Raw genomic sequence first — 21,772 nt, forward strand, 5'->3', positions numbered from 1 at the left:
GAGCGAGTTAGCCGAAGACGACGACGATCCCTATTCCTGCGAGAACGGCGACGACGCCCAGTCCGAGCAGTCCGTAGTTGGCGATCGGGTTCGCGGCCGTCGTCACCGAGAGGGAGTATCGACGCCGCGAAACCGGCCAGAGCGGACGGATACCCATCGGCGTCAGCGCGTCCGCGAGGAGATGGGAAGCGATCGAGACGAAACCGACGAGGAACGCGAAGCTCACGACCCCGGCGTCGACGAATGCGGAGGAGGCGTCGACGAGGACAGCGGTCAGCGCCGCGAGCCCGGCCCCGACGAGTAGCGCGAATAGAATCGTGTGGGTCGGGCCGCGGTGTTCGATCAGCGGTAGCCGGTGGTCGTAGTCCGGGACCGTCGACAGGGCGACGCAGACGAGACCGCCAACGATGGCGATCTCGCCGTATCCACCCAGAGCGACGATGGTGCCCAGCGGCGCGTACGCCGCGAGCGCACCGCCGTAGTGCCCCACCTGATACATGTACGACACGAGACACGCGAGCGGAGTATAAACCCACCGTCATCCGACCGATGCGACGAGTTCGGCAGGGACGGAATCACGTCGGTTCCGGATCGGCCCGCCGCGATCGCTGGGGTTTTGACCGCTGACGGCATTCTCCCGGTCGTGCGAAACGTGACCGACAGGACGAGTAACCCGTTCGGACTCCGACCGCCGTTCGACCGGTCCGACCCTGATGACCGAACGGCCGTCTTCGGCTACGGAGACGCTAACGCCGATTTCCACGTGATTGGCGACTACCCCGGCATCCACGGCGGCGAATCCACCGGCGTCCCGTTCACCGAAACCGAGAGCGGACTCGCAATCCAGGACGTTCTTCGCGAGACCGGCTTTGCGAGTGGCCCGCGGGACGAACCCGTCCTCGAGAACTGCTTTCTGAGCTATATCCACATGTGCAGCCTCCCGGACGGGGAGGCACCGACCGCCGAGGGGTACGCTGACCTCGAGCGATTCTTCGACGCTGAACTCCGTGCGATCAACGCCCACATCCTCCTGCCGGTCGGAGCCCAGGCGACCGACCGCGTCCTCCGAGAGTACACGACCCAGCGGCGACGGTTCGACCTCGAGATGGGAGCGCTCCACGCCGCCGAGATCCGTGGCCGCGGTTTCATGGTCGTCCCGATCGAGGATCCCGTGGAGTGGGTCGACGGCGATTTCGAGGCGATCGTCGCGCGACTCGAGGCGCTGCTTGCGAGCGATTACCGGCAGACGAAGGGAGTCGCGACGACCGTCGGCTGAGACGGACTGCTGTCAGTCAGTTTCGGCGCACCCGCGAACCATCCGACGATTGCGCCGGTAAATCGGGACGGGAGACCATCTGACCGGTAAGAGCACCGCTCGGCCGAGCCAATTGGTCGCTCGTTACGAGTCTATGAGTCCGTTTTCGGTGCGAAGACGATCAGTGCTGTACTGTCGTCGACTGCGTACGGGGAGATGTCCTGATCACCGTCGAACTGGACTATCTCTCCCGTCTCGAGGGTGTAGACATCGTCGCCGAGCGTGAGTTCGACCTCTCCCTCGAGCAGGTGGAGAACCACGTTCGACTCCGGATGGCGATGTGCGGGCACGCTATCGTCCGCTTCGAGGCGTAATCGCACCGTTCGCGGGGTACGTTCGTCGAAAACCTCGGCGTGTGGCGTCGCCTCAAGTTCGTCTACTGACGTGATTGCTGGCATGAGCGAACTGTGACGGTTCTCCCAGTTGTACTTTCGGATGAACTCGTTCGGGGCGAGCGGTACTGACCCGGTACTGCTCGAGAGTGACCGCCGACGGTTTCCGCTCGGATATCTCGGCCGAGACTGCGTAAACACTAATCGTCTTCGGCATACACACTCACACGTATGCAGGTGATCAATCCGGCCACCGGCGAGCGAGAGGAAACCGTCGAGGAACACGACGCATCCGACGTTCAGGACGCCCTCGAGCGATCGACGGCGGCGTACGAGGAGTGGCGCGAGCGGCCGATTCGGGAGCGCGAGGAACTGCTCTCGGCCGCGGGTGACATCCTCCGCGAGAACAAACGCGAGTACGCCGAAACGATGACCCGCGAGATGGGGAAGCCGATCTCGCAGGCGCTCGCCGAGATCGAGAAGTGCGCGTGGGTCTGTGACCACTACGCCCAACACGGGAGCGCCTATCTCGAGGCGGACTCCCATCCGAGCCCGCCGGGATCGAACGTCAAAACCGTCTACGATCCGCTCGGCCCTATTCTGGCGGTGATGCCGTGGAATTTCCCGTTCTGGCAGGTCTTCCGGTTTGCGGCCCCGCACCTCACCTCGGGGAACGTCGGGCTGCTCAAACACGCCTCGAACGTCCCCGGCTGTGCCCAAGCCATCGAGGACGTGTTCCGCAAGGCCGGCTACCCCGAGGATGTCTTCCAGTCACTGCTGATCCCGTCCGATCTGGTCGACGACGTCATCGAGGACGAACGGGTCAAAGCCGCGACCGTTACCGGTAGCGGTCCGGCGGGTCGCGCGGTCGCGTCGACGGCCGGCGACCAGCTCAAGAAGTCCGTCCTCGAGCTGGGCGGGAGCGACCCGTTCGTCGTCCTCGACGATGCCGATGTCGCGGATGCGGCAGAGACGGGCGCGTGGGCGCGCAACCAGAACGGCGGGCAGTCCTGTATCGCCGGGAAGCGCTTTCTCGTCCACACCGACGTCTACGACGAGTTCCTCGAGCGGTTCGTCGACGAGGTCGAATCGCTCACGGTGGGTGACCCGATGGACGAGGACACGGACGTCGGCCCGCAGGCCCGCGAAGACCTCATGGAAGAGCTTCACGAACAGGTCGAAGCGAGCGCCGAGGCCGGTGCTCGCGTGCTCACCGGCGGCGAGCCGATGGACCGCGACGGCGCGTTCTATCCGCCGACGGTGCTCGCCGACGTCCCGGAGGGGTGTCCGGCCGACAGCGAGGAGACGTTCGGCCCCGTCGCCGCCGTCTATGAAATCGACGACGAGGACGGACTCCTCGCGAAGGCCAACGACACGGAGTTCGGCCTCGGCGCGAGCATCTGGACGAACGACCGGGCTCGCGGTCAACGCCTCGCCCGCGAGATAGACGCTGGCTGCGTCTACATCAACCAACTCGTCAAGTCCGATCCGCGCGTCCCGTTCGGCGGCGTCAAGGAGTCGGGCTACGGCCGCGAACTCGCTCGAGAGGGGATGCTCGAGTTCGTCAACCGGAAGACGGTCTGGACCGAATAATCGATCGCGAGCGGGGACCGCGAATCGCTGACAGTGGTGGGCTCAGTTCGGGAGTAATCCGCTACTGGACGCCAGTATCGATAACTCGTCGTCGCTTCGTTTATATAGGAACCGTGAACATGTTCTCGAGATTTCCCGATCCGTAAGAACTGGCTCGACCCGTTATACGCCGGTACTTCTTCTGACCAGTTGTTATGAGTGATCGTATTGGCGCACCCGGACTCGGACTATCGCGACGCGAATTCGTTGCTGCGACTGGCGGTGTGGCTGCACTGACCGGCTTGGCCGGCTGTATGAGCCAGGGAGCGACACAGGACTCGAGTCCGTCGGATTCGTCCGAGAAATCTTCGGACGAGTCCGGTTCAGAGCTGCCGTGGACGAGTTCCCCTGAGGTCGTCCAGGTCGACGAGCAGGGCGGGAGCGTCACGCTACGGTCGGTGACGTCCCGACACGCCGTCCATCCGATGGACTCGATGGGCGGCCCGGTGGAACTGCCGAAGGTCTGGGCGTTCCAGGCCGACGACGGGACGCCGAGCGTTCCGGGGCCGATCCTCCGAACGACCGAAGGCAACGACATCGAAGTGACGCTAGATAACACTGACGCCAAGATGCCGCACACGCTGCACTTCCACGGCTCGAATCTGACGTGGGAAAACGACGGCGTCCCGACGACGACGGGAATCACGGTCAACCCCGGCGAGAAACACACCTACACGATCCCCGCGAACGTCCCGGGGACCCACCTCTATCACTGCCACTACCAAACTCACCAGCACATTGATATGGGGATGTACGGCATCTTCCGCGTCGATCCGAAGGGGTACGAACCCGCGGACAAGGAGTACTTCTTCACGCTGAAGGACTGGGACTCGCGCGTGAACCGGCAGATGGCCGGCGAGGACGTCGACTACAGTCCCCGCAACCGCAACCCGGACGTGTTTACGATGAACGGGAAGAGCCTCCCGCGGACGCTCCACCCGGAGGAGGGCTCGCCGATCATCGTCGACCACGGCGACACCGTCCGCCTCCACATGGTCAACGCGGGGTATATGTCCCACCCGATGCACACGCACAACCACCGGTTCCGCCTCGTCGAAAAAGACGGCGGGCAGGTCCCCGAAGCGGCCCAGTATGAACAGGACGTCACAAATATCGCACCCGCAGAACGACACACCATCGAGTTCGAGGCCAACGCCGACCCCGGCATCTACCTCATGCACTGCCACAAGGTCAACCACGCGATGAACGGGAACTCCTACCCCGGCGGAATGGTCAACGGCATCGTCTACCGCGACGCGATGGATACCGATATCTTCGCGAACCTCATGGAGCACGCGGGCTACGAGGGATAAGCGATATCCAAAACGAATACGATCGCCGTTGCAACTGATTTTACGTTCGACCTTCCGTCTCCGTCGGAGTCTCCGATTCGACGGGGAGCGAGTTCGCACCGGCGAGTTGGTGACGACCCGACGCGGTGATCGCGTACCGCTGGCAGCCGATCGACCGAACCGCCCCGTCTTCGTGGAGGCGGTCACAGGCGTGCTCGACCGCGACCGGATGCTCGTCTATCGTCGCGGCGAGGTCGACGACGTAGCTCGGCGTTCCGTCAGCAAGCGCGTCGAGAATCTCGCGCTCGAGTCGGTGCCCGAACATCTATCGATCGCGGGCCTCCCCGTACGCGTCCAGTAGTTCTCGATAGCGGTTTCGGACCGTGACCTTGCTCACGCCGGTTTCGGCACCGACGGTCTCCTGGGTGATCCGTTCGTTCGTCAGCCGCGCCGCACCGTAAATCGCCGCGGCCGCCAGCCCGGCTGGACTTCGGCCGCTGTGGAGATCCTGCTCCATGGCCGCCTCGAGGATCTCGCGGGCGAGCCGTTCGGCGTCGTCGCTGATCTCGAGTTCGGAAGCGTACTGCGGAAGGTAGTGGATCGGATCGGCGGGTTCGATCTGCAACTCGAGTTCGTCCGAGAGATAGCGATACGCTCGCTGGACGGGGAGCTTTTCGACGCGACTTACCGAGGCGAACGCGACCAGCGTCCGCGGCGTGCCGTGTTGCCGAGCGGCGGCGTACAGACACGCGGTCGACATCGCCTCGATCGACCGTCCCGGAAGCAGTCCGTCCTCGACGGCACGGCGATACAGGACGCCGGCCGTTTCGCGACAGGGCTTCGGTAAGCCGAGCGCCGACGCCATGCGCTCGATCTCGCCGAACGCGTGTTTGAGGTTCCGTTCCGCGGCGTTTTTCGAGGTGAAGCGTTCGTTCCACGTCCGTAGCCGCCGGAGCTGTTCGCGCTTTCGCCCCGAGAGCTGGTTGCCGTAGGCGTCCTGATCCTCCCAGCCGATGGTCGTACTCAGGCCCTTGTCATGTCGAAGCGTCGTCACCGGCGCGCCGACCCGTCGTCGGTCCCCCTCGTCGTCGAACGCCCGCCACTCGGGGCCGTAATCGATCTCGTCCGTATCGATAACCAGACCACACTCCGCACACGCCCGCTCGCCGCGTTCCTCGTCGTGGTGGATCGAGCCTGCGCATTCCGGACACTCGGATCCCCGACGCTCAGGAACGGTCTCGCGCTCTCCGTTCCGGGTCGATCCCCCGCCAGCCGTATCGACGATCGTCTGACTCATTGGTCTGTGTCCGCCGGAGTGCATTCCGGCCGTGTGATTGCCTCTCTTGGATTGCGGTGGAGCAACAGTATCAACGACCGGCGGATTCCCAGGCCGTGGGAATGGTCGGAGACGCGCGTCTCTCTCTCCGAGTCGTGTCCGCTGGATTCGAGGGGGCCGTTCAGGTGAGGGGCTGAAGAGTGATGCGGTCGCATTCCAGGCGGTTTCGGCTGAACTCAGCCGACTCACCGATGCTACCGCTCGCAGTCAGTCAGGCTTTGCGGAGCGAAAGGCGACGCCGTATGCGTCGCTTCGACGGAGTATCCGTCACCAGTTGGCAGGAGTCTGAACGTGAACGGTGGCTCTTCCCCTGTTGCCGATGAGTCGGCCAGAACGGGAGTCCGCGCCGAACCCCACCGATTTAGCGGTGGGTTGCTCAACTCGTTCGGATACTCGAGCGTGCGACTGTTACTGATATCGATTCCCTACTCCGATTCGGAAAGCAACTCGCCGACGTACTGGTCTTCCCACTCTCGGCGAGCCTCGAGTTCGCGCCGACCGCGAGCGGTGATCGTGTAGTAATTCGTTCGCTGGTCGAGTTCGCCTTTCTCGACGAGCCCTTTGTCGACGACCTCGTCGAGGTTCGGATAGAGCCGCCCGTGATGGATCTCCTTCTCGTAGTAGTCCTCGAGTTCGTCTTTGATCGCGAGGCCGTGCGGGTCGTCTTGCCCGGCGATCGTATACAGCAGGTCGCGCTGGAAGCCGGTAAGATCGTACATATCGGAATTTCTGCGTGTCGTCAGATAAGCTTTCCGAGAACAAACGAGTGGAGATAGCGTCGGGAACACGCGTTCACTCACGAAGCGTATCACGTTTCTCGAGGGGGGCTGACCAGCCGTTTGGGAGTCCATCAGGGGTGCCGGTGGCAGCTCGGTTATGACGCTGACCGTACTTTCACCATGTGACGCTTCTCAGCACGAACACAGCCATCTCGAGTACCCGCGAGGAAAGCACCATGACACCGCCGAAAACAGCTGATTAACTGCTAAACGCCGTTCTCGAATATCACTTTCACTCCGGTTGGCTCACGTATATACGGGGACCGACACAATACATGGCCTGAAGAGCATGGGTTCGGAGGCAGGTTCACACGTTCACGGATCACCTGTCACCAAACACGCGTCCGATTCCAGACAAATCCAGTCGGACGACACCGTGACCCCGTCATGACTAGTAACCTATGAGTCACGACCGCTCCGTCTCCGGTTCGCACCTCGGTGTAGCGATGACCGATCGCTGTGGTAGCTGTTGGTTTCGGCCGAACGCTGTCCCCGCGACAATTGGAGTCGGGCCGACTGTTCACCTGACGACTCCATCGTATCCAAATACCGCGTCGGAATTTCTATGATTAAATTAAAACACATTTTCACTCGAAACCGGGAGCAAACCCTGTTCGAATGCCGGCGCTGCGGGAAAAATGTGAGTGCAGATGCCGAAGCCTGCCCTGAATGCGATTCGGACGATATTATTCGATACGAGCTATAGTACCAACTGAAATGAGGCACATACCGGTCGGACGGTAACGATGCGATTAGCGTGGCAATCGTTTCAGTGCCTGCTATCGCTATTGCAGATCGCGCTTCGATTTGAGAGGAACAACGTTTATTCGTTCCGAGACGACACCACAGACAGATGGATCGAGACGGGGATCGAACCGAACACGGCGGGCCCGATGTCGATGCGGACCTCGAGGCGGACGATCACCGCGTCGAACTCGGACTGGCGTTGCTCGCCCGACTCGAACACGAATCGCTCCCACTGGCCGCAGTGATCGACCGCCTCGAGACGGTCACGAGCGATCCGACGGTAACTCGAACGATCCTCGATCGGGCCGAACTCCGCGGCCTCATCGAACGCGATGACGGGATCGTCCGCCCGAAGAGCCGTCAGTACGTCCGCTTCGAACAGGATGTCTGTACGAAAGAGGGTGAGTTTACCTGTCGGCGCTGTGGCTCCGGGCTATCAACCGGTTACTTCATCGATCTCGAGGCGGGCGAACTCGGTCCCTTCGGCTCTTCGTGTATTCGAAAAGTGACCGGACGTGAGGACTAACCGGGTTTCATCGGTGGCTGAGAGCGGATCACTTCACAGCACCCGGTTCCACCGTTCAGTGGCGCACGGAAACGACGCTACCGACCCTGCCGGAGTTCCGCGATCAACTGCTCGATCGTCTCTCCCTGTTTCTCTATGATCTCGCTCTGGCGCTCGACCGCCACCTCGAGTGCGTCGAGGCGCTCGAGGAGTTCGGGATCGGTTCCGGCTGTGGCTTCGGGGGTGTTAACATCGGTATGCTCCGCGGGATCGGCAGCACTGGCCGACGCATCGATATCGTCGCCCGCGTCGAAGAGGGAGGCGGTCTCCGTGGTTCCCACCGGGCCGTCACGGTCGCGATCCGCGGTCGCCGATGCCTGGTTCGACGTGGACTGTCCGCCGTCGCTCTCGTTTGACTGCCGTCCCGGTTCGGCGGTCGTAATGTCGTCCGTCTCGCCGCCGGCGAGTGGATCCGTGCTTCCCGACCCGGCAGCATCGCGTGCCGCTTCGACGGTCGCGTCGTGATCGTCCGGTTCGGGCGGATCGGCGTCGAGGGGGTCGACGCCGCCGCCGAAGTCGACCGATCCCCCACGACTGGTATCGTCCTCGTCGTCCCTGCCGACCGCCTCGTTGAGTTCCTCGAGCGAGCCGACATCGTGGTAGTCGAACAGGGCTCGTTGCAGTCGTTCCCGGAGATCGTTCGCTTGCTCGTTCGGGGCTTTGATCCGCTGGGGTCGCCCGTCGACGGTGAGGACGATCTGGGTGGCAACGCTACCGTCTTCGAAGGCGAGTTGCGTCACGTCCTCGAAGTGGTACTCCTCGAAGTCGCCATCCCAGACCGCTCCACCGATGTGTTTGACGAGCCGGTCGCTCGTGATGATCAGGGTCAGTTCGCTGAACCGATAGGTCTTGACGACCGTCTCGCCCGGATCGGTGATCCCGTTGCCGTTCAGCACGCCGGCGAGGACGGGATGTAACACGTCGTCAGTGACGCTCGAGGGAATCGAAAACGTCCGCTCCCCGTCGAGGGCGTACTCGAGCGTAACCTTCGTCTTGCGACGGCCTTCGGAGAGCGTCAGTCGGTCGGCGTCGTGGGGGTATTCGTCGGCCGATTCGTCGCTCAAAAGGCCGTCTGCACGGTAGACGATGGTCCGTGTGGGCGTGATAAAGAGCTCGTCGTCGCTGCCAAGAGAGACGCGCGCTGCGATCTCTTCGTCATCGAGAGTAGAGTTGACGATGCCGGGAACGCTCATGCACTGGCGTTCGTAATACCGTATGATAAATCCGTGGGTCCGCGTTGCACGGCGGCTTCGAATACAAAGCTTAAAGAAATGCACCCCACTACTCGTAACCGAGCCCGGGTGGCTTAGCTGGACATAGCGCCGCACTCATAGGGTTCAGAGATTCGGTGCGGTTTCGCCTTGGAAGCCTCCGTGTCCCTCGAGGACTGCCGAGCCTCGAACCTGGGACATGCGGAGATCGAGGGTTCGGAGCCCTCCCCGGGCATGCTTCTCAATTCCATTACGAGTCGAAGACGAGTGATAACTCTGAGAAGCATGCCCGGGGAGGGCTCCGAACCCGGTGGTCTTCACCGAGCGAAGCGAGGTGAAGGCAGGAAAGACGAACGGAGTGAGTCTTTCCGTGGTTCGGAGCCCCCGGGCATTTTCCACGAGGCAGTCACGAACCCAGTGAGTGATGACGCTGCGAAACTCCCCGGAGAGGCGGAGGGTCCGGTGGTCTCCGGGCGATCCACAGGTATAACTTTCACCCGCGAATACCCGACTGCGAATGGTCGTCGCCGCCACCATCGCGGTCGTGTTGCTGTTCGCCCTCGTCAGTCGGCACCGATCGCGGCTGTACCGCGTTGCCGGCGGTGTCGCCCTCGCGGGGCATCTCCTGTTCGCGATCGTGGTTCTTCCCCTGCTGCCCTACGACTGGGACATTGACGTGTTCCATTCGATAGCCGTGGGCATCCTGGGCGGTGGCGACACAAGCTCCCTTTCGTCGCTCGATGCGTTCGGTACGGTCCAAGCCGTCCTGTACGCCGTATTCGGGACCGATCCGACGGTACTGGCAGTCTTCAACGGACTGCTGGCCGTGCTGATTCCACTCCCGGCGTGTTACGTCGCCCGGCGACTCTACGACCCGTTGGAGTCGACCAACGGCCTGCTACTCGTGCTCTTGTTTCTCCCCTTCCCGTTCCTGTTCAACAGCCTCCCGATGCGCGATGCGCTCTCGACACTGGCCGCAGTAACGCTCCTCTCCATTTGCGTGCGAGCGATCATCGACCGTCGGTACTGGTGGGCGCTTACCGCGCCGCCGCTCTGGGGACTACTGTTTTTGTTGCGGGAGGAACTGGCGCTGCTGATCCTACTCGGCGTAGCGGGGGCGCTCCTCGTCGCCGCGATCAGGCGGATCGCCGACCGAGATGTTTCGCTGTGCTCGCTGGCGCTGTCCTCGGTTCCGGTCGGCGTCTGTGGGTTCGCGTTGTTCGCCGTCTTGTTCCCCGTCGACGCGCTCAACGCACGGCTACAGTACCGGGCGATGGGCGGTGCGGCGTACCTCGAATTCATGCAGTACGAGTCGTGGCTGGACGTGTTGCTGGCCGCGCCGGTCCGCGCTATCTACTTCCAGTTCGCGCCCTTCCCGCTGCACGTCACCTCGACGTTCGATCTCGTCGCCATACTTTCGCTGCCGCTGTTGATCGCGCTCGCCGTGATGACTTACCGGTCGATCCAGGCCGTCGAAACCGATTCCCTCGTAGAGATTCTCCTCGGTATCGTGTACGTCGGCGGTATCGTCGGCTACGGCTTGATCGACTCGAACTTCGGGACGACACTCAGACACCGCTCGGTGTTCGTATTCCTGCTCGCCGTGTTCAGTGCACCCATTCTCGAATCGTGGTTCCGCTCACTCCGTCAGCGGGTCGACGAAGCGATCTATCAGCGCCGCAAGACAGACGAAAAACAGTGCGAAGCTCAGGAACTTGACACCAGCCCCGAGGTTCGATCTGAACACCGAGACCACGCTCACTAGTACGAAGACGGCAAGACTACCGAGCAACACCCGCTTGCTACCCAGCAGCGAGATAACCGTGCTACTGTCCGTCCACCGGTGTAGCGTCTGCAACGCGTCGTACGTTCTCGACTCAGAGAACGGTTCGAGGCCCCGGCCCATCGGTCGGTCCGAAGTACGGCCGAGCCGCACATAACTGTTGATACTCCGACGACGACTCAGTCAAGTAGTCCCTCGAAGCGCCGTTCGAGGCTGTCAGCGACGTGTTCCCACGTGTACCCCTCTTCGATCACGTAGGACCGGCAGGCTCCCCCCGCACTCGTACGTTCCGCCTCTCCCACTCGCGCCCACGAAGCCAGTCGCGCGGCCAGGGCGTCGGCATCGCCCGCGTCGACCAGCAGCGGCTCCGTGATCGCCGATCGACGCTCCAGATTTCCGAGAATTTCCGGCGTCGCGCCGGCTCGCGTCCCGATCACGGGCGTCCCTGCGGCCAGCGCCTCGAGCGTCGCGAGCCCGAACCCCTCGAGTTCGAGCGTCGGCAGAACGAACACGTCCGCGCCGGCGTACAGGGACGCCAGTTGCTCCTCCGGAACGTATCCGAGGAACGTGACGGCCGAGTCGATACCGAGACGGTCGGCTCGCGCGCACAGTTCGTCGCGCAGCGGGCCGTCGCCCCCGATGTAGAGGTGTGCGTCGTCGCCGTCCGCGACGACCGACGCGAACGCGTCGAGCAGGGTCTCCAGACCCATGCGCGGCGTGAGACGGCGAACTGTGAGAAACGAGGTTTCGTCCTCGGCGAACGTCTCCGGGCCGGGGCCGTCGATCGGGGCGAACCGCTCGACGTCGACGCCGCCCGGGACGACCGAACAGGATGGCGCTCCCGGGTGGTGGTCGCGGAAGCGCTCGCGCATGAACTCGCTCAACACGATGGCGGCGTCGCTGTGGTCGAGCACGCGAGCCTCGATTCGGTGACGAAGCGCGCGGTTGAGCCGGTGCCACGGCGCCGCCCACCGGCTCGGGGCGACCAGTCTGTCGCGGTACTCGACCGCCCAGAGCCCGTGGATCGTGTACGTTCGGGGGATCCGATTCGAGATTGCCCGGTCGACGCCGAACGAACTCAATGCGCCGTGAAAACTGACGACGTCGACGGGGGCGTTCGACTCGATCGACGCCACCGTTCGATCGATTTCCCGCAGCGTCGCCGGGAGTCGCGGAATCGACGCGTCGTACCGGTATACGTCCATCCCGTCGACCGTCTCTCGCGCATGCGCGTCGCCGCGCAGCCTGGTGACGACCGAGACGTCGTGTCCCCGTTCGACGAGCTCGCGACCGACTTCGTAGTTATACCGCCCGGAGCCGGTCGCTTCCGGGTCGGGATAGAGGTTGTTCGTCGCGGAGAGGACGTGCATACGCGGTCTCGATAGCGGCACGAAATCAGTGTTCCGTTCGAGAGGCGCCCGTGCGGTCGTGTTCGGCCGTGCCCCCGACCGTCCCGAACGGATGGCGAAACACTAATCCTGCGGCTCTGGCGAGATAGTGACACATGGACACGCGTTCGCGACTGTCCCGTGCACTCCGCACCCCGATCCTGTTTTGCCGACACGCCAACCGGCTGTATCACCGCCGGTTCGGCCGCCGCGAGTGCAACGAGGACGGCGTGGATCCGTTCGAGGCCGACTGGGACAACCTCTTCGTCCTCGACGCGTGCAGGTACGACATGTTCGAGCGCCGGGCGGAGCTGCCGGGCCGGCTGGAACGCGCCGAGTCCCGGGCGTCCACGACCGTCGAATTTCTCCGCGCGAACGTCGACGGCCGAGACCTCAGCGACACCGTCTACGTGACCGCGAATCCACAGCTCTCCCAGCACCGCGAGTCGATCGATGCGCGGTTCGCGGCCGTCGTCGACGTCTGGCGTGCGGACGGGTGGAGCAACGAACACGGCACGGTGCTCCCCGAAACGGTGACCGAGTACGCGCTCCAGGCCGCCGAGGAGTACCCGAACAAGCGCCTCGTCGTCCACTACATGCAACCCCACTACCCGTTCGTTGGGTCCGACGCTGACTTCGACGGCGGGGACTTCTCCGACCCGGAGGCGACCGAGGAAAACGTCTGGGTACAGCTCTTACAGGGACAAACCGACGTGGACCGGGACGAAATTTGGGAACTCTACGACGGCAACCTCGACCGGGCGCTTCCCCACGTCGAAGACGCCATGCGAGAACTCGGCGGCAAGACGATCGTAACAGCCGACCACGGCAACATGGTCGGCGAACGCGCGTTCCCAATCCCGTTTCGAGAGTGGGGACACCCTCGCGGCGTGTACACGCCGGAGCTCGTCGACGTGCCGTGGCTGGTATACGAGAGCGGGGCCCGCCGGACGATCCGCGCGGCGACTCCCGATGATCGCGACGAATCGCCCGACGACGACGTTGTCGCCGAACGGTTGCGCGATCTCGGATACGCCGAATGACCACCACGAGGGAGACGGCGTGAAACTAGGCTTCGTCCACCCGAGCTATCCGAAGAGCGAGGGAACGGGCGCGACGCACAGCGCTTCGCGCATCGTGTTCGAGCTGGCCGATCGCGGCCACGACGTGACGGTGTACCCCTGGGAGCGACCGCCCGAGGACGCCGCGATCGACGCCGACGTTTCGATTCGCCCGCTCGAGCTATCGGGCTACCCGTACCACTCAGCGTTCCAGCTCAACGACGCGCTCCGGAAGCGCGTCGCCGAGTTCGACGAGTATGACGTCGTGCACAGCTACGTCATGAACAGTATGCCGGTACTGGGCGAGATCGCCGCGCGAACGAGTGCGGCAACGGTCGTAACGCTGAACGCCTACGGCGGGATCTGCCCGAAAAACGATCTCCGCTACATGGACCGCGAGCCCTGCACTAGCAATGGGCTGGCCAAGTGTACGGCCTGCTCGCTCGCGACCAGCGGCAGCCACGACGAGGACGGCCCGCTCTATCGCTCGGCGAGCAGGCTCGGTTACCTGAAGCTGATTCGAGAGGGCGAACGCATGGTCGACGAGATCGACGCCTACCACGCCCTCTCGCCGCACATCGAGGCCACGTACGCCGACTTCGGGTTTCCGCCCGAGCGGCTGACCGTGATTCCGAACATCCTCGACGAGCGGTTCAGTCGCCCGCACGAGAGCGACTTCGACGCTCCCTACGACCTGCTGTACGTCGGATCGCTCGACGAACACAAGGGTGTCGACCGACTCGTCCCGATCCTGAACCGACTGAACGACCGGGTCTCCGGGGCTGTCCGGCTGACCGTCGTTGGCGATGGTGGCCACCGGACAGACATGGAACAACGGGCCGCGGACAGCGCCATTGAGGACCGCGTCACGTTCACCGGGTGGCTGCCGAACGACGACCTCCCGGGTGTGTTTGCGGCCCACGACTGCTTCGTCTACCCCGGCCGGTGGGACGAGCCGTTCGGCCGCGTGTTCCTCGAGGCGCTCGCGACGGGGACACCGGTCGTCGCCAGCGATGTCGGCAGCGTCGCGGAGATCGTCGGCGACGGCGGCGTCACCACCGACGGCTCCGTGGACGGGTTCGTCGCCGCGCTGCGTGACCTGTTCGACGGCGAGAAACTAGCGACCCGCTCGTCGGCGGCCGGGCGCGAGGTGGCGGCCTACCGTGCCGAGACTGTCGTTCCGCAGTTCGAGGAGCTGTACGAGCGCGTGATCGAACGGTGAAGTCGCCTCATCGGCTCTGTGCCGCGTAGAGGTCGGCGTACTCCCCGTCGTTCTCGACGAGTTCGTCGTGGGCCCCGACCTCCGAGATTTCTCCGTCCTCGAGCGTGTAGATGCGGTCAGCGTTCTGGACCGTGGTCAACCGGTGGGCGACGGTGACGACGAGATACTCCCGGTCCATCGTCTCGATCCCCGCTTGAACGTCTTGCTCCAGGTTCGAGTCCAGATCGCTCGTCGCCTCGTCCAGCAACAACACGTCCACGTCGTCGAGCAGTGCCCGGGCGATGGCGACGCGCTGTTTCTGTCCGCCCGAGAGCCGCACGCCGTCGTCTCCGACCTGCGTCTCGTAGCCGTCCGGAAGGTCGTCGAGGAACTCGTCGACCTGGGCGATCTCGCAGACCCGCTCGACCTCCTCCCAGGAGGCGTCCCTGTCGGCGATCGTCAGGTTGTACTCGAGTGTGTCGTCGAAGATGTAGGGGTCTTGCTCCACGACGGCGATGTGGTCGCGCCACTCGTCGATATCCATCTCGCCAATCGAAACGCCGTTCGCCCGGATCTCGCCGTCGGTCGGTTCGTGCATCCGTGCGAGCAGCGAGATGACGGTCGACTTCCCCGCCCCCGACTGGCCCACGAAGGCGACGAACTCCCCACGGTCCACCGAGAAGTCGACGGTACGGAGTACCTCGGTATCCTCGTCGTAGGCGAAGCTCACGTCGTCGAAAGCGACCGATTCGATCGTCCCGGGGACCTGGCGACAAGCGGTGTCGGGCTCGGCGTTGCCAGCGAGATCGCGCGTGAACTGGCGCGTGCGAACGAGATGCGGAAGGTCCTGCTCGATCCGGTAGAACAGTTCGTTGGCCCGACTCGCCTTGGGCCCCAGCCGGAACATCGCAAAGAGGAACAGGCCCAGCGAACTGAGCGTCAACTCCACGTACGTAAGCGAGACGTAGATGAGCGCGAACACCGACACTGCGACGGTCAGCTGATAGGCGTTGTCGATCGCGGCTTCGTTGCGACGGAGCTTCACGCGCGCTCGAGTATACTTGTCGACCGCTTCGACGAAATCACCGTACAGTTCGTCGACGAGGCTGAAGATTCGGCTCTCCCGCATTCCCTGCGTGCCAGCCTGGGCGGCTTCCTGGCGTTGCTCGTTCGCGTCCGCGACCCGGTTGCCGATGTCGTAGCCCGGTTCGACGACGACGCGCAACAGCACCGTCACGCCGCCGAGTACAATGACCGTGAGGATCGTAAGTACCGGCGAAACGGCGAACGCGATGAGTCCGTAGACGATGCCGAGAAAGGACTGCTCGACGAACAGGACCAGCCGCTCGATCACTTGGCCCGCGTAGAACGTCTGGGTGATAATCGCGTTCAGTACGTCGTCGGATCCCGTTTCGTCGAGGTACGCGATGTCGGCGTCGAAGGCGTTTCCGAACGCCTCCGTCTGGAGGTCCCTGATGTAGGACATCCGGAGCGTCTCCCGGAACCACGCCACCAGAAAACTCGCCGTGAACCGGACGATCATGACGGCGGCGACGCCCAGTACCGCTGTCCCGAGCGTGAGCGGCACGTTTACGGTCTGGTAGACTGCCGCGAAGATCCCGGCAATGCCGCCATCGGTGGGCTGGCCGCCCGACTGGACCAGGTCGATGATCGGGAGGATAAAACTCAGTCCGACCCCTTCGAGCACGGCGGCGATGATCCCGAGACCGACAATCGCGCCCGTGAGCTTCGGGTCGTATTCGAGAACGCTGACCAACGCGTCGAGTTTTTCGCGCCGCGAAGCGGGAGGGGCATCAGGCTCTGGCATACGAAAGACTGTATCTACATCGCTACTCCCGGCTGGGGCGTATAAATCCATTCATCTCCATACCGGCGCTGTCACGGCGTGAGGGGCGTGGTTTAGGTGCGCCAAATGATATGTGAAAGGCTTTTACCGAGGACCGAAGATTCACGAGTAGTTCAAGATCCGAACCATGGACACGGCAACAGAGCGACCGTCCGTCTGGGGGAACTCCCCGTGAACGTCATCGACGAGAACGGCCGACTGTTCGGTCGCGTCAACGTCTACGACGCGCTGGTCGTCTTACTCGTCTTGGGGGCGATCGTCGCGGGCGTCGTTTTCCTCGATCCGCTCGGTGGGGGCGACAGCGCCGGCGGAAACGGCGGCGAGTCCGCCACGCGCTATGCGACGGTCGACCTCGGCAATCGGTCGCCGGCGGTCGCCGAGCGAATCACCGACGGTACGACGTCAGCGCCCGACCTCACGATTACGGACACGTACGTGGGCCCCGCGGACGGCGAGAACCTCTCCGTCGTCGTTCGGGTTCGCATCGACGGCACGCTCACCGACGGTGAGGGGAGCGACGGACGGTCCATCACGTTCGCAGATACCCGAGTACAGCGCGGTAGCGACCTCGACATCGAGACGGCGGAGTACGACGTGGCTGGTGAGGTGCTGGAACTGAGCACCGAGGGGGAGACGCTGAACACGAGTACGCTCCCTGTCCTCATCAGAGCGGACCTGGGACCGTCGACGGCTGCCCTCGTCGACCGCGGCGACACCTACCGGATCGACGGCCGGACGATGGCGACCGTCGAGCAAGCGGTCGTCAACCCGAGGACGAACCGGACGAACCGGACCGACCTCGTGGGACTCTCCCTGCGCACGATCCGATACGACGGCGCCACCTACTTCGGGGCCGACCGAGTGCTTGTCGACCGGCCGCTCGAGTTCCGGACGGACCGATACGCGTTCTCCGGTACGGTGGCGCGATGGGGGAACGCCTCGCTGCCCGGTGAGCCGGTCGAACGGACCGTCACCGTAAGAGCCGCGAACGTCCCGCCTCACGTCGCCGACCGGATCGAAGCGGGGATCGTCGAGCGCCGGGGGAACGCGACGATTGCACGCGTCATGGACGTACGGACCGAACCGGCGTCGGTCGTTCTCACGAGTGCGGACGGGAACATCTACGAACGCGAACACCCCCGGAATGAAGACGTGTTCCTCACCGTCGAGTTGCGAGCGCGATCCACCGGCGACGATCTTCGGTTCCGGACGCGTCGAGTGCGGGCAGGGACCACCCTGTCCCTGGACTTCGACACTGTCTCGGTCGTGGGAGAGGTGTTAGAAGTTCAATAGTAGTGAAATTCCCGGAACCTCCGTTACGGGTATTCGGCCGTCTGAGGCGTCGACTGTGGAATCTAAATACTTTTAAGGCTTGCCTAAAAATGTGCGGGCAAGAGATCGAGAGATGAACGCTCACACGATGAACCGACCGTTCAGAGCCGTCGTCCGGCGGGTGGACCGACGGGGTGAAGCAGTATGACCGGACCGCGGGAGACGGTGCGGTCGGGGTACAGTTATCTCACAACCGATCCCGACCTCGAGAAGTCCATCGGTTTCCGGGAGGTGGATCCGGACCGCGACCTCGGTCGCCTTCACGCGTGGCTCAACAGCGATCACGTCCTCCCCTACTGGGAGCAGGACGATCCGCTGTTGCAGGTACGGGAGACGATCAACGAACGGGCGCGAAACGAGGACCAGACGCTCTACATCGGCTATCTGGACCACACGCCAATGAGCTACTGGGAATCGTACTGGGCCGCCCGAGATCGGATCGGCGACTACTACGACGCGGACCAGACCGATCAGGGGATCCACTTACTCATCGGCCCCCCCGAGTACCTCGGCGAGGGGTACGGGGCCCCGCTGGTGCGGGCGATGGTTGGCTTCCAGTTCCAGCACCCCGAGACGGAGCGCATCGTCACCGAACCGGACATCCGGAATGAGCGGGCCATCCGCGTGTTCGAGAAATGCGGCTTCGAGGCCGCACACGAGGTCGATCTGCCGGACAAAACTGGACTGCTCATGTTCTGTGACCGGGACCGCTTCGAGGAGGGGGGCGCATGACCGACCACGTCCACGACCTCCTCGGCATCGGCGTCGGCCCGTTCAACCTCGGACTCGCGGCACTGATCGACGACGCAGCCGCCGACCTCGACGTCGCCTTCCTCGAGCAGAAGCCGGCGTTCAACTGGCACGAGGGAATGCTCATCGAGGGGACGACACTCGAGGTCCCGTTCCTCGCGGACCTAGTTACGATGGTCGACCCGACGAACCCCTACAGCTACCTCAACTACCTCCGCGAGCAGAACCGCCTCTACGAGTTCTACTTCTACGAGGAGTTTTTCATCCCGCGCCGCGAGTACAACGACTACTGCCGGTGGGTGGCCGACCAGCTCCCGTCCCTGCGCTTCGACCAGCGGGTCACCGACGTGCGCGAGGACGACGGGGTGTTTGTCGTCGAGACCGTCGATTCGGTGACGGGCGACCGGGCGAGCTACGCCGCCGAGGACGTAGTCATGGGGATCGGTACCCAACGTCATATCCCCGATCAGTTCGAGGACTTCCTCGGCCCCGACGTGTTCCACTCGGCGTCGTACCTTCACAACCGTGACCGGTGTCTCGACGCCGACTCCATCACGATCGTCGGCTCCGGACAGAGCGCGGCGGAGGTGTTTCGCGACCTCGTCGAGCGCCAGCCCGACCGAGCCTACAGCATCGACTGGATCACCCGGTCGCGTGGCTTCTTCCAGATGGCCGACGCCAAACTGGGCCACATGATCTACACGCCGGACTACATCGACTACTTCTACGATCTGGATCAGGAGACAAAAGACCAGTTGCTCGGGTCACAGGACCTCCTCTACAAGGGGATCGACGGGGAGACGAGCGCGAAGATCTACGACGCGCTCTACCGGAACTCCATCGGTGACGCCGAGCCCGACGTCGGACTGCTCGCGGCGACCGAGATCACCGATATCGGGCCGGCCCGGTCGCCCGGCGAGGGCTACCAGTTGATCTGCGAGCAGTGGCAGGAAGGCGACCGGTTCCTTCACGAGAGCGAGGTGGTGATCCTGGCAACCGGCTACACCCGGACCGATCCGCCCTTCCTCGCACCGCTGGAAGACCGGATCCGGCGCGACGACGAGGGGCGACTCACAATCACTCGCGACTTCCGTCTGGAGACCGACGGGCTCGCGGGCGAGATCTTCGTCCAGAACGCGGAGTTGCACACCCACGGCCTCAACGCGCCCGATCTGGGTCTGGGACCGTACCGAAACGCCACCATCGTCAACGCGGTCGCCGACGAGGAGGTCTACGAACCCCGTAGCGCCGACACGTTCCAGCGCTTCTCCGTCGACGATTTCGTGGCCGAACGCGGGGCACACCGGCTCGAGTCGGCCGCGCCGAAGCCGAGCGACGGGGCTTGAGATGGTCGGTCTCTCCGGTGTATTCGGCGGGGACGCTCACAGCGTCGAGGTGGAGACGGTCCCCGAGACCATCGCCGGTGGCGAGGTGGCCGACACCTACCGCGAACACGGGGTCGTCATTCGCGCGGCGTTCCACGAGGGGACGGCAACCGACCAGCCCGCCGAGACCGACGACGGGTCGCTCGTGTGGATCTGGGGCGAAGTGTATAGCGTCACCGACGAGGTCGGCGAGCGGCGCTCGGTCGACCCTAACGAATCGGCACAGGTCTGTGCCCGGCAGTATAGCGCCCACGGTCTCGACTTCGTGTCCCGTCTCGACGGCGAGTTCACCGGTTGCGTCTACGAACCGGCCGCCGACACCGTTTCGTTTTTCACCGATCGGCTCGGTGCGCGGCCGCTGTACTACGCCCGCGGGGATGACGGCCTCGCGTTCTCGACGGCCGTCCAGACGGTGCCCGTACTGCCGGGGTTCGAGCCGGCGTTCGACGAGCGATTCCTCGCGGAGTATCTCTACTGTCGGCGCACGTTCGGCACCAAGACGCCGATCACGGGACTCGAGCAACTGCCGCCGGCGACGATCCTGACCTGCTATATCGAGAGCGGCGACACCGATCGCCGTCGCTACTGGGAGCCCCGATACCGGCCCCAAGACCGACCGTTCTCGTACTTCGTGCGGGAACTCACCGACCGATTCGAACGGGCGGTCCACGACCGGACGCGAGACGACCGCGACCACGGCCTCCTGCTGAGTGGCGGGAGCGACTCTCGAGCGGTGCTGGCGGCTGCCGACGAGCCACTCACGGCCTTTCACCTGGGCGACGGCTGGAATCGCGAGGCACGGATCGCCCAACGGGCGGCCGACGCCGCCGACTCCCGATTCGAACTGCTGAATCGCGGGCCAAACTACCACGCCACGCTACTGGAGCGGGCCGGACCGATTCAGGAGTTCGTCGGGCCATTTCATACGGGTCACGCACTCGGGTTCGCCGATGAAATCGACGCCGAGGTCGACACGCTACTGACGGGTCTATACAGCGACGATCTCTTCGGATCCTGGAGCATCTCGCAGGCGACGCTTCAGCTCCCTTTCGACATCCAGTTCTGGTTCCCGTTCGAGCGCCTACCGTCGACCATCGACGACTTCGTATGCGAGCAGGTGACCGCTGGGCCCACGCGCCGGCCCGACTTTCTCGATGCGGCACCGCTCGAGGAGATCCTGCGCGAGAACATCCGGTTCGAGAACGGCGAGGTGGAGTTCCACGGCGTCGGCTACGAGTCGGTCGAACAGCTCAGCCTCAATTCGACGTTGTATCCGATCACGAACGGGATCGGATTCGACCTGTTCAGCGCAGTACAGATCGCGCCAACGCGGAACCCGTTCCTCGACCGCCGACTGGTGGATCTGGCCCTCTCGATGCCCCTGAAGCACCGATTGCGCCGCGACCCGCTGCACCGAGCAGTGGACCGACTCGACGGCTCGCTGGCCGATATTCCGCACGCTTCGTCGCGCGTCCCGTTGAAACATCCCAAGGCGGCGCACGTGGTCGGCAATCGCGCGATGAACCTGTTCGACAAACTCGACTGGACCGGTTCGTATCGGACGCAGGGACCGTGGCAGGACAAAAACGAAGTGATCAGAACCCACGACTTTGTGGGTCGGGCGCTGGAGCGACACGAGGAGACCGGTCGACGGCTACCCGGCCTCGACTGGGATGCGGTGCGTGACACGTATCGACGTCACCGCGCGGGCGAGACGAACGCCGCCGAGGAACTATACCGGCTGGTCACCGTCCTCGAAATGCCGCTTACGGGACGAATTGTCGGCGATTGATACG

19 protein-coding genes and 1 tRNA gene are annotated in these 21,772 nt (G+C 63.8%); 12 read left to right on the forward strand and 8 right to left on the reverse strand.

Annotated elements, in window-relative coordinates; translation table 11 throughout:
- Positions 1-7 precede the first annotated feature (7 nt).
- On the reverse strand, positions 8-499 hold the full coding sequence (locus CP556_RS19080) for a metal-dependent hydrolase (protein WP_098727052.1): 492 nt from the start codon (positions 497-499) through the stop codon (positions 8-10).
- Positions 500-643: 144 nt separating this feature from the next.
- Here CP556_RS19080 and CP556_RS19085 point away from each other — a divergent pair, with 144 nt between their 5' ends.
- The gene (locus tag CP556_RS19085; protein ID WP_098727487.1) at positions 644-1,276 is read left to right on the forward strand and encodes a uracil-DNA glycosylase family protein; all 633 of its coding nucleotides are present in this window, start codon (positions 644-646) and stop codon (positions 1,274-1,276) included.
- Positions 1,277-1,407: 131 nt separating this feature from the next.
- Here CP556_RS19085 and CP556_RS19090 read toward each other — a convergent pair whose 3' ends face one another.
- Positions 1,408-1,713 (reverse strand): cupin domain-containing protein, encoded by a 306-nt coding sequence (locus tag CP556_RS19090; RefSeq protein ID WP_098727053.1) that lies wholly within the window; start codon positions 1,711-1,713, stop codon positions 1,408-1,410.
- A 165-nt stretch (positions 1,714-1,878) separates the two neighbouring features.
- On the opposite strand from CP556_RS19090, the gene CP556_RS19095 reads away from it, so the two are divergent.
- Both CP556_RS19095 and CP556_RS19100 read left to right on the forward strand, forming a co-directional pair.
- The gene (locus CP556_RS19095; RefSeq protein ID WP_098727054.1) at positions 1,879-3,240 is read left to right on the forward strand and encodes an NAD-dependent succinate-semialdehyde dehydrogenase; all 1,362 of its coding nucleotides are present in this window, start codon (positions 1,879-1,881) and stop codon (positions 3,238-3,240) included.
- Between the two features lie 194 nt (positions 3,241-3,434).
- Positions 3,435-4,592 (forward strand): multicopper oxidase domain-containing protein, encoded by a 1,158-nt coding sequence (locus tag CP556_RS19100; protein ID WP_098727055.1) that lies wholly within the window; start codon positions 3,435-3,437, stop codon positions 4,590-4,592.
- 40 nt (positions 4,593-4,632) lie between these two features.
- Here CP556_RS19100 and CP556_RS19105 read toward each other — a convergent pair whose 3' ends face one another.
- From CP556_RS19105 to CP556_RS19115, 3 genes are all read right to left on the reverse strand, one after another.
- Entirely contained in the window at positions 4,633-4,896 is a 264-nt protein-coding gene (locus CP556_RS19105; RefSeq protein WP_098727056.1) for a hypothetical protein, read from the reverse strand.
- Positions 4,897-5,868: a transcription initiation factor IIB gene (locus CP556_RS19110; protein WP_098727057.1), complete on the reverse strand. Its 972-nt coding sequence runs from the start codon at positions 5,866-5,868 to the stop codon at positions 4,897-4,899. It lies immediately after the preceding gene.
- 464 nt (positions 5,869-6,332) lie between these two features.
- Complete coding sequence (locus CP556_RS19115) at positions 6,333-6,626, reverse strand: PadR family transcriptional regulator (protein ID WP_098727058.1); 294 nt, start codon at positions 6,624-6,626, stop codon at positions 6,333-6,335.
- A 913-nt stretch (positions 6,627-7,539) separates the two neighbouring features.
- On the opposite strand from CP556_RS19115, the gene CP556_RS19120 reads away from it, so the two are divergent.
- Complete coding sequence (locus CP556_RS19120) at positions 7,540-7,959, forward strand: DUF5830 family protein (protein WP_098727059.1); 420 nt, start codon at positions 7,540-7,542, stop codon at positions 7,957-7,959.
- Between the two features lie 77 nt (positions 7,960-8,036).
- On the opposite strand, the gene CP556_RS19125 is transcribed toward CP556_RS19120, so the two are convergent.
- Positions 8,037-9,191 (reverse strand): DUF7115 domain-containing protein, encoded by a 1,155-nt coding sequence (locus CP556_RS19125; RefSeq protein ID WP_098727060.1) that lies wholly within the window; start codon positions 9,189-9,191, stop codon positions 8,037-8,039.
- A gap of 102 nt (positions 9,192-9,293) precedes the next feature.
- Here CP556_RS19125 and CP556_RS19130 point away from each other — a divergent pair.
- Both CP556_RS19130 and CP556_RS19135 read left to right on the forward strand, forming a co-directional pair.
- Positions 9,294-9,444: transfer RNA gene (locus CP556_RS19130), tRNA-Met, on the forward strand.
- A 282-nt stretch (positions 9,445-9,726) separates the two neighbouring features.
- Complete coding sequence (locus CP556_RS19135; protein ID WP_098727061.1) at positions 9,727-10,974, forward strand: glycosyltransferase family 39 protein; 1,248 nt, start codon at positions 9,727-9,729, stop codon at positions 10,972-10,974.
- 197 nt (positions 10,975-11,171) lie between these two features.
- Here the strand turns inward: CP556_RS19135 and CP556_RS19140 are convergent, their stop codons facing one another.
- Positions 11,172-12,362: a glycosyltransferase family 4 protein gene (locus tag CP556_RS19140; RefSeq protein WP_098727062.1), complete on the reverse strand. Its 1,191-nt coding sequence runs from the start codon at positions 12,360-12,362 to the stop codon at positions 11,172-11,174.
- 134 nt (positions 12,363-12,496) lie between these two features.
- Between CP556_RS19140 and CP556_RS19145 the strand changes: the two genes are divergently transcribed.
- Together CP556_RS19145 and CP556_RS26435 are read left to right on the forward strand one after the other, a co-directional pair.
- Complete coding sequence (locus CP556_RS19145) at positions 12,497-13,423, forward strand: alkaline phosphatase family protein (protein WP_098727063.1); 927 nt, start codon at positions 12,497-12,499, stop codon at positions 13,421-13,423.
- Between the two features lie 19 nt (positions 13,424-13,442).
- Positions 13,443-14,663: a glycosyltransferase family 4 protein gene (locus CP556_RS26435; RefSeq protein WP_218011976.1), complete on the forward strand. Its 1,221-nt coding sequence runs from the start codon at positions 13,443-13,445 to the stop codon at positions 14,661-14,663.
- Positions 14,664-14,670: 7 nt separating this feature from the next.
- On the opposite strand, the gene CP556_RS19155 is transcribed toward CP556_RS26435, so the two are convergent.
- On the reverse strand, positions 14,671-16,470 hold the full coding sequence (locus CP556_RS19155) for an ABC transporter ATP-binding protein (protein ID WP_098727065.1): 1,800 nt from the start codon (positions 16,468-16,470) through the stop codon (positions 14,671-14,673).
- 210 nt (positions 16,471-16,680) lie between these two features.
- On the opposite strand from CP556_RS19155, the gene CP556_RS19160 reads away from it, so the two are divergent.
- From CP556_RS19160 to CP556_RS19175, 4 genes are all read left to right on the forward strand, one after another.
- Complete coding sequence (locus CP556_RS19160; RefSeq protein WP_176548248.1) at positions 16,681-17,802, forward strand: DUF4330 domain-containing protein; 1,122 nt, start codon at positions 16,681-16,683, stop codon at positions 17,800-17,802.
- Between the two features lie 183 nt (positions 17,803-17,985).
- On the forward strand, positions 17,986-18,573 hold the full coding sequence (locus CP556_RS19165; RefSeq protein ID WP_098727067.1) for a GNAT family N-acetyltransferase: 588 nt from the start codon (positions 17,986-17,988) through the stop codon (positions 18,571-18,573).
- On the forward strand, positions 18,570-19,937 hold the full coding sequence (locus tag CP556_RS19170; protein WP_098727068.1) for a lysine N(6)-hydroxylase/L-ornithine N(5)-oxygenase family protein: 1,368 nt from the start codon (positions 18,570-18,572) through the stop codon (positions 19,935-19,937). Before CP556_RS19165 ends, CP556_RS19170 begins: the two co-directional genes overlap by 4 nt.
- A gap of 1 nt (position 19,938) precedes the next feature.
- Positions 19,939-21,768, forward strand: coding sequence for an asparagine synthase-related protein (locus tag CP556_RS19175; protein WP_098727069.1), 1,830 nt, complete (start codon positions 19,939-19,941; stop codon positions 21,766-21,768).
- The last annotated feature ends 4 nt before the right edge of the window (positions 21,769-21,772 follow it).

This window comes from Natrinema sp. CBA1119 (assembly GCF_002572525.1).
In the GTDB taxonomy this organism is placed as follows: domain Archaea; phylum Halobacteriota; class Halobacteria; order Halobacteriales; family Natrialbaceae; genus Natrinema.

What these genes read in the sequence shown, in the direction of transcription:
- CP556_RS19145 (WP_098727063.1), top strand. Translation starts at nt 12,497, where the DNA reads ATGGACACGCGTTCGCGACTGTCCCGTGCACTCCGCACCCCGATCCTG.
- CP556_RS19155 (WP_098727065.1), bottom strand. Translation starts at nt 16,470, where the DNA reads ATGCCAGAGCCTGATGCCCCTCCCGCTTCGCGGCGCGAAAAACTCGAC.
- CP556_RS19125 (WP_098727060.1), bottom strand. Translation starts at nt 9,191, where the DNA reads ATGAGCGTTCCCGGCATCGTCAACTCTACTCTCGATGACGAAGAGATC.
- CP556_RS19120 (WP_098727059.1), top strand. Translation starts at nt 7,540, where the DNA reads ATGGATCGAGACGGGGATCGAACCGAACACGGCGGGCCCGATGTCGAT.
- CP556_RS19175 (WP_098727069.1), top strand. Translation starts at nt 19,939, where the DNA reads ATGGTCGGTCTCTCCGGTGTATTCGGCGGGGACGCTCACAGCGTCGAG.
- CP556_RS19110 (WP_098727057.1), bottom strand. Translation starts at nt 5,868, where the DNA reads ATGAGTCAGACGATCGTCGATACGGCTGGCGGGGGATCGACCCGGAAC.
- CP556_RS19140 (WP_098727062.1), bottom strand. Translation starts at nt 12,362, where the DNA reads ATGCACGTCCTCTCCGCGACGAACAACCTCTATCCCGACCCGGAAGCG.
- CP556_RS19135 (WP_098727061.1), top strand. Translation starts at nt 9,727, where the DNA reads ATGGTCGTCGCCGCCACCATCGCGGTCGTGTTGCTGTTCGCCCTCGTC.
- CP556_RS19105 (WP_098727056.1), bottom strand. Translation starts at nt 4,896, where the DNA reads ATGTTCGGGCACCGACTCGAGCGCGAGATTCTCGACGCGCTTGCTGAC.
- CP556_RS19170 (WP_098727068.1), top strand. Translation starts at nt 18,570, where the DNA reads ATGACCGACCACGTCCACGACCTCCTCGGCATCGGCGTCGGCCCGTTC.
- CP556_RS19090 (WP_098727053.1), bottom strand. Translation starts at nt 1,713, where the DNA reads ATGCCAGCAATCACGTCAGTAGACGAACTTGAGGCGACGCCACACGCC.
- CP556_RS19165 (WP_098727067.1), top strand. Translation starts at nt 17,986, where the DNA reads ATGACCGGACCGCGGGAGACGGTGCGGTCGGGGTACAGTTATCTCACA.
- CP556_RS19095 (WP_098727054.1), top strand. Translation starts at nt 1,879, where the DNA reads ATGCAGGTGATCAATCCGGCCACCGGCGAGCGAGAGGAAACCGTCGAG.
- CP556_RS19080 (WP_098727052.1), bottom strand. Translation starts at nt 499, where the DNA reads ATGTATCAGGTGGGGCACTACGGCGGTGCGCTCGCGGCGTACGCGCCG.
- CP556_RS19100 (WP_098727055.1), top strand. Translation starts at nt 3,435, where the DNA reads ATGAGTGATCGTATTGGCGCACCCGGACTCGGACTATCGCGACGCGAA.
- CP556_RS19115 (WP_098727058.1), bottom strand. Translation starts at nt 6,626, where the DNA reads ATGTACGATCTTACCGGCTTCCAGCGCGACCTGCTGTATACGATCGCC.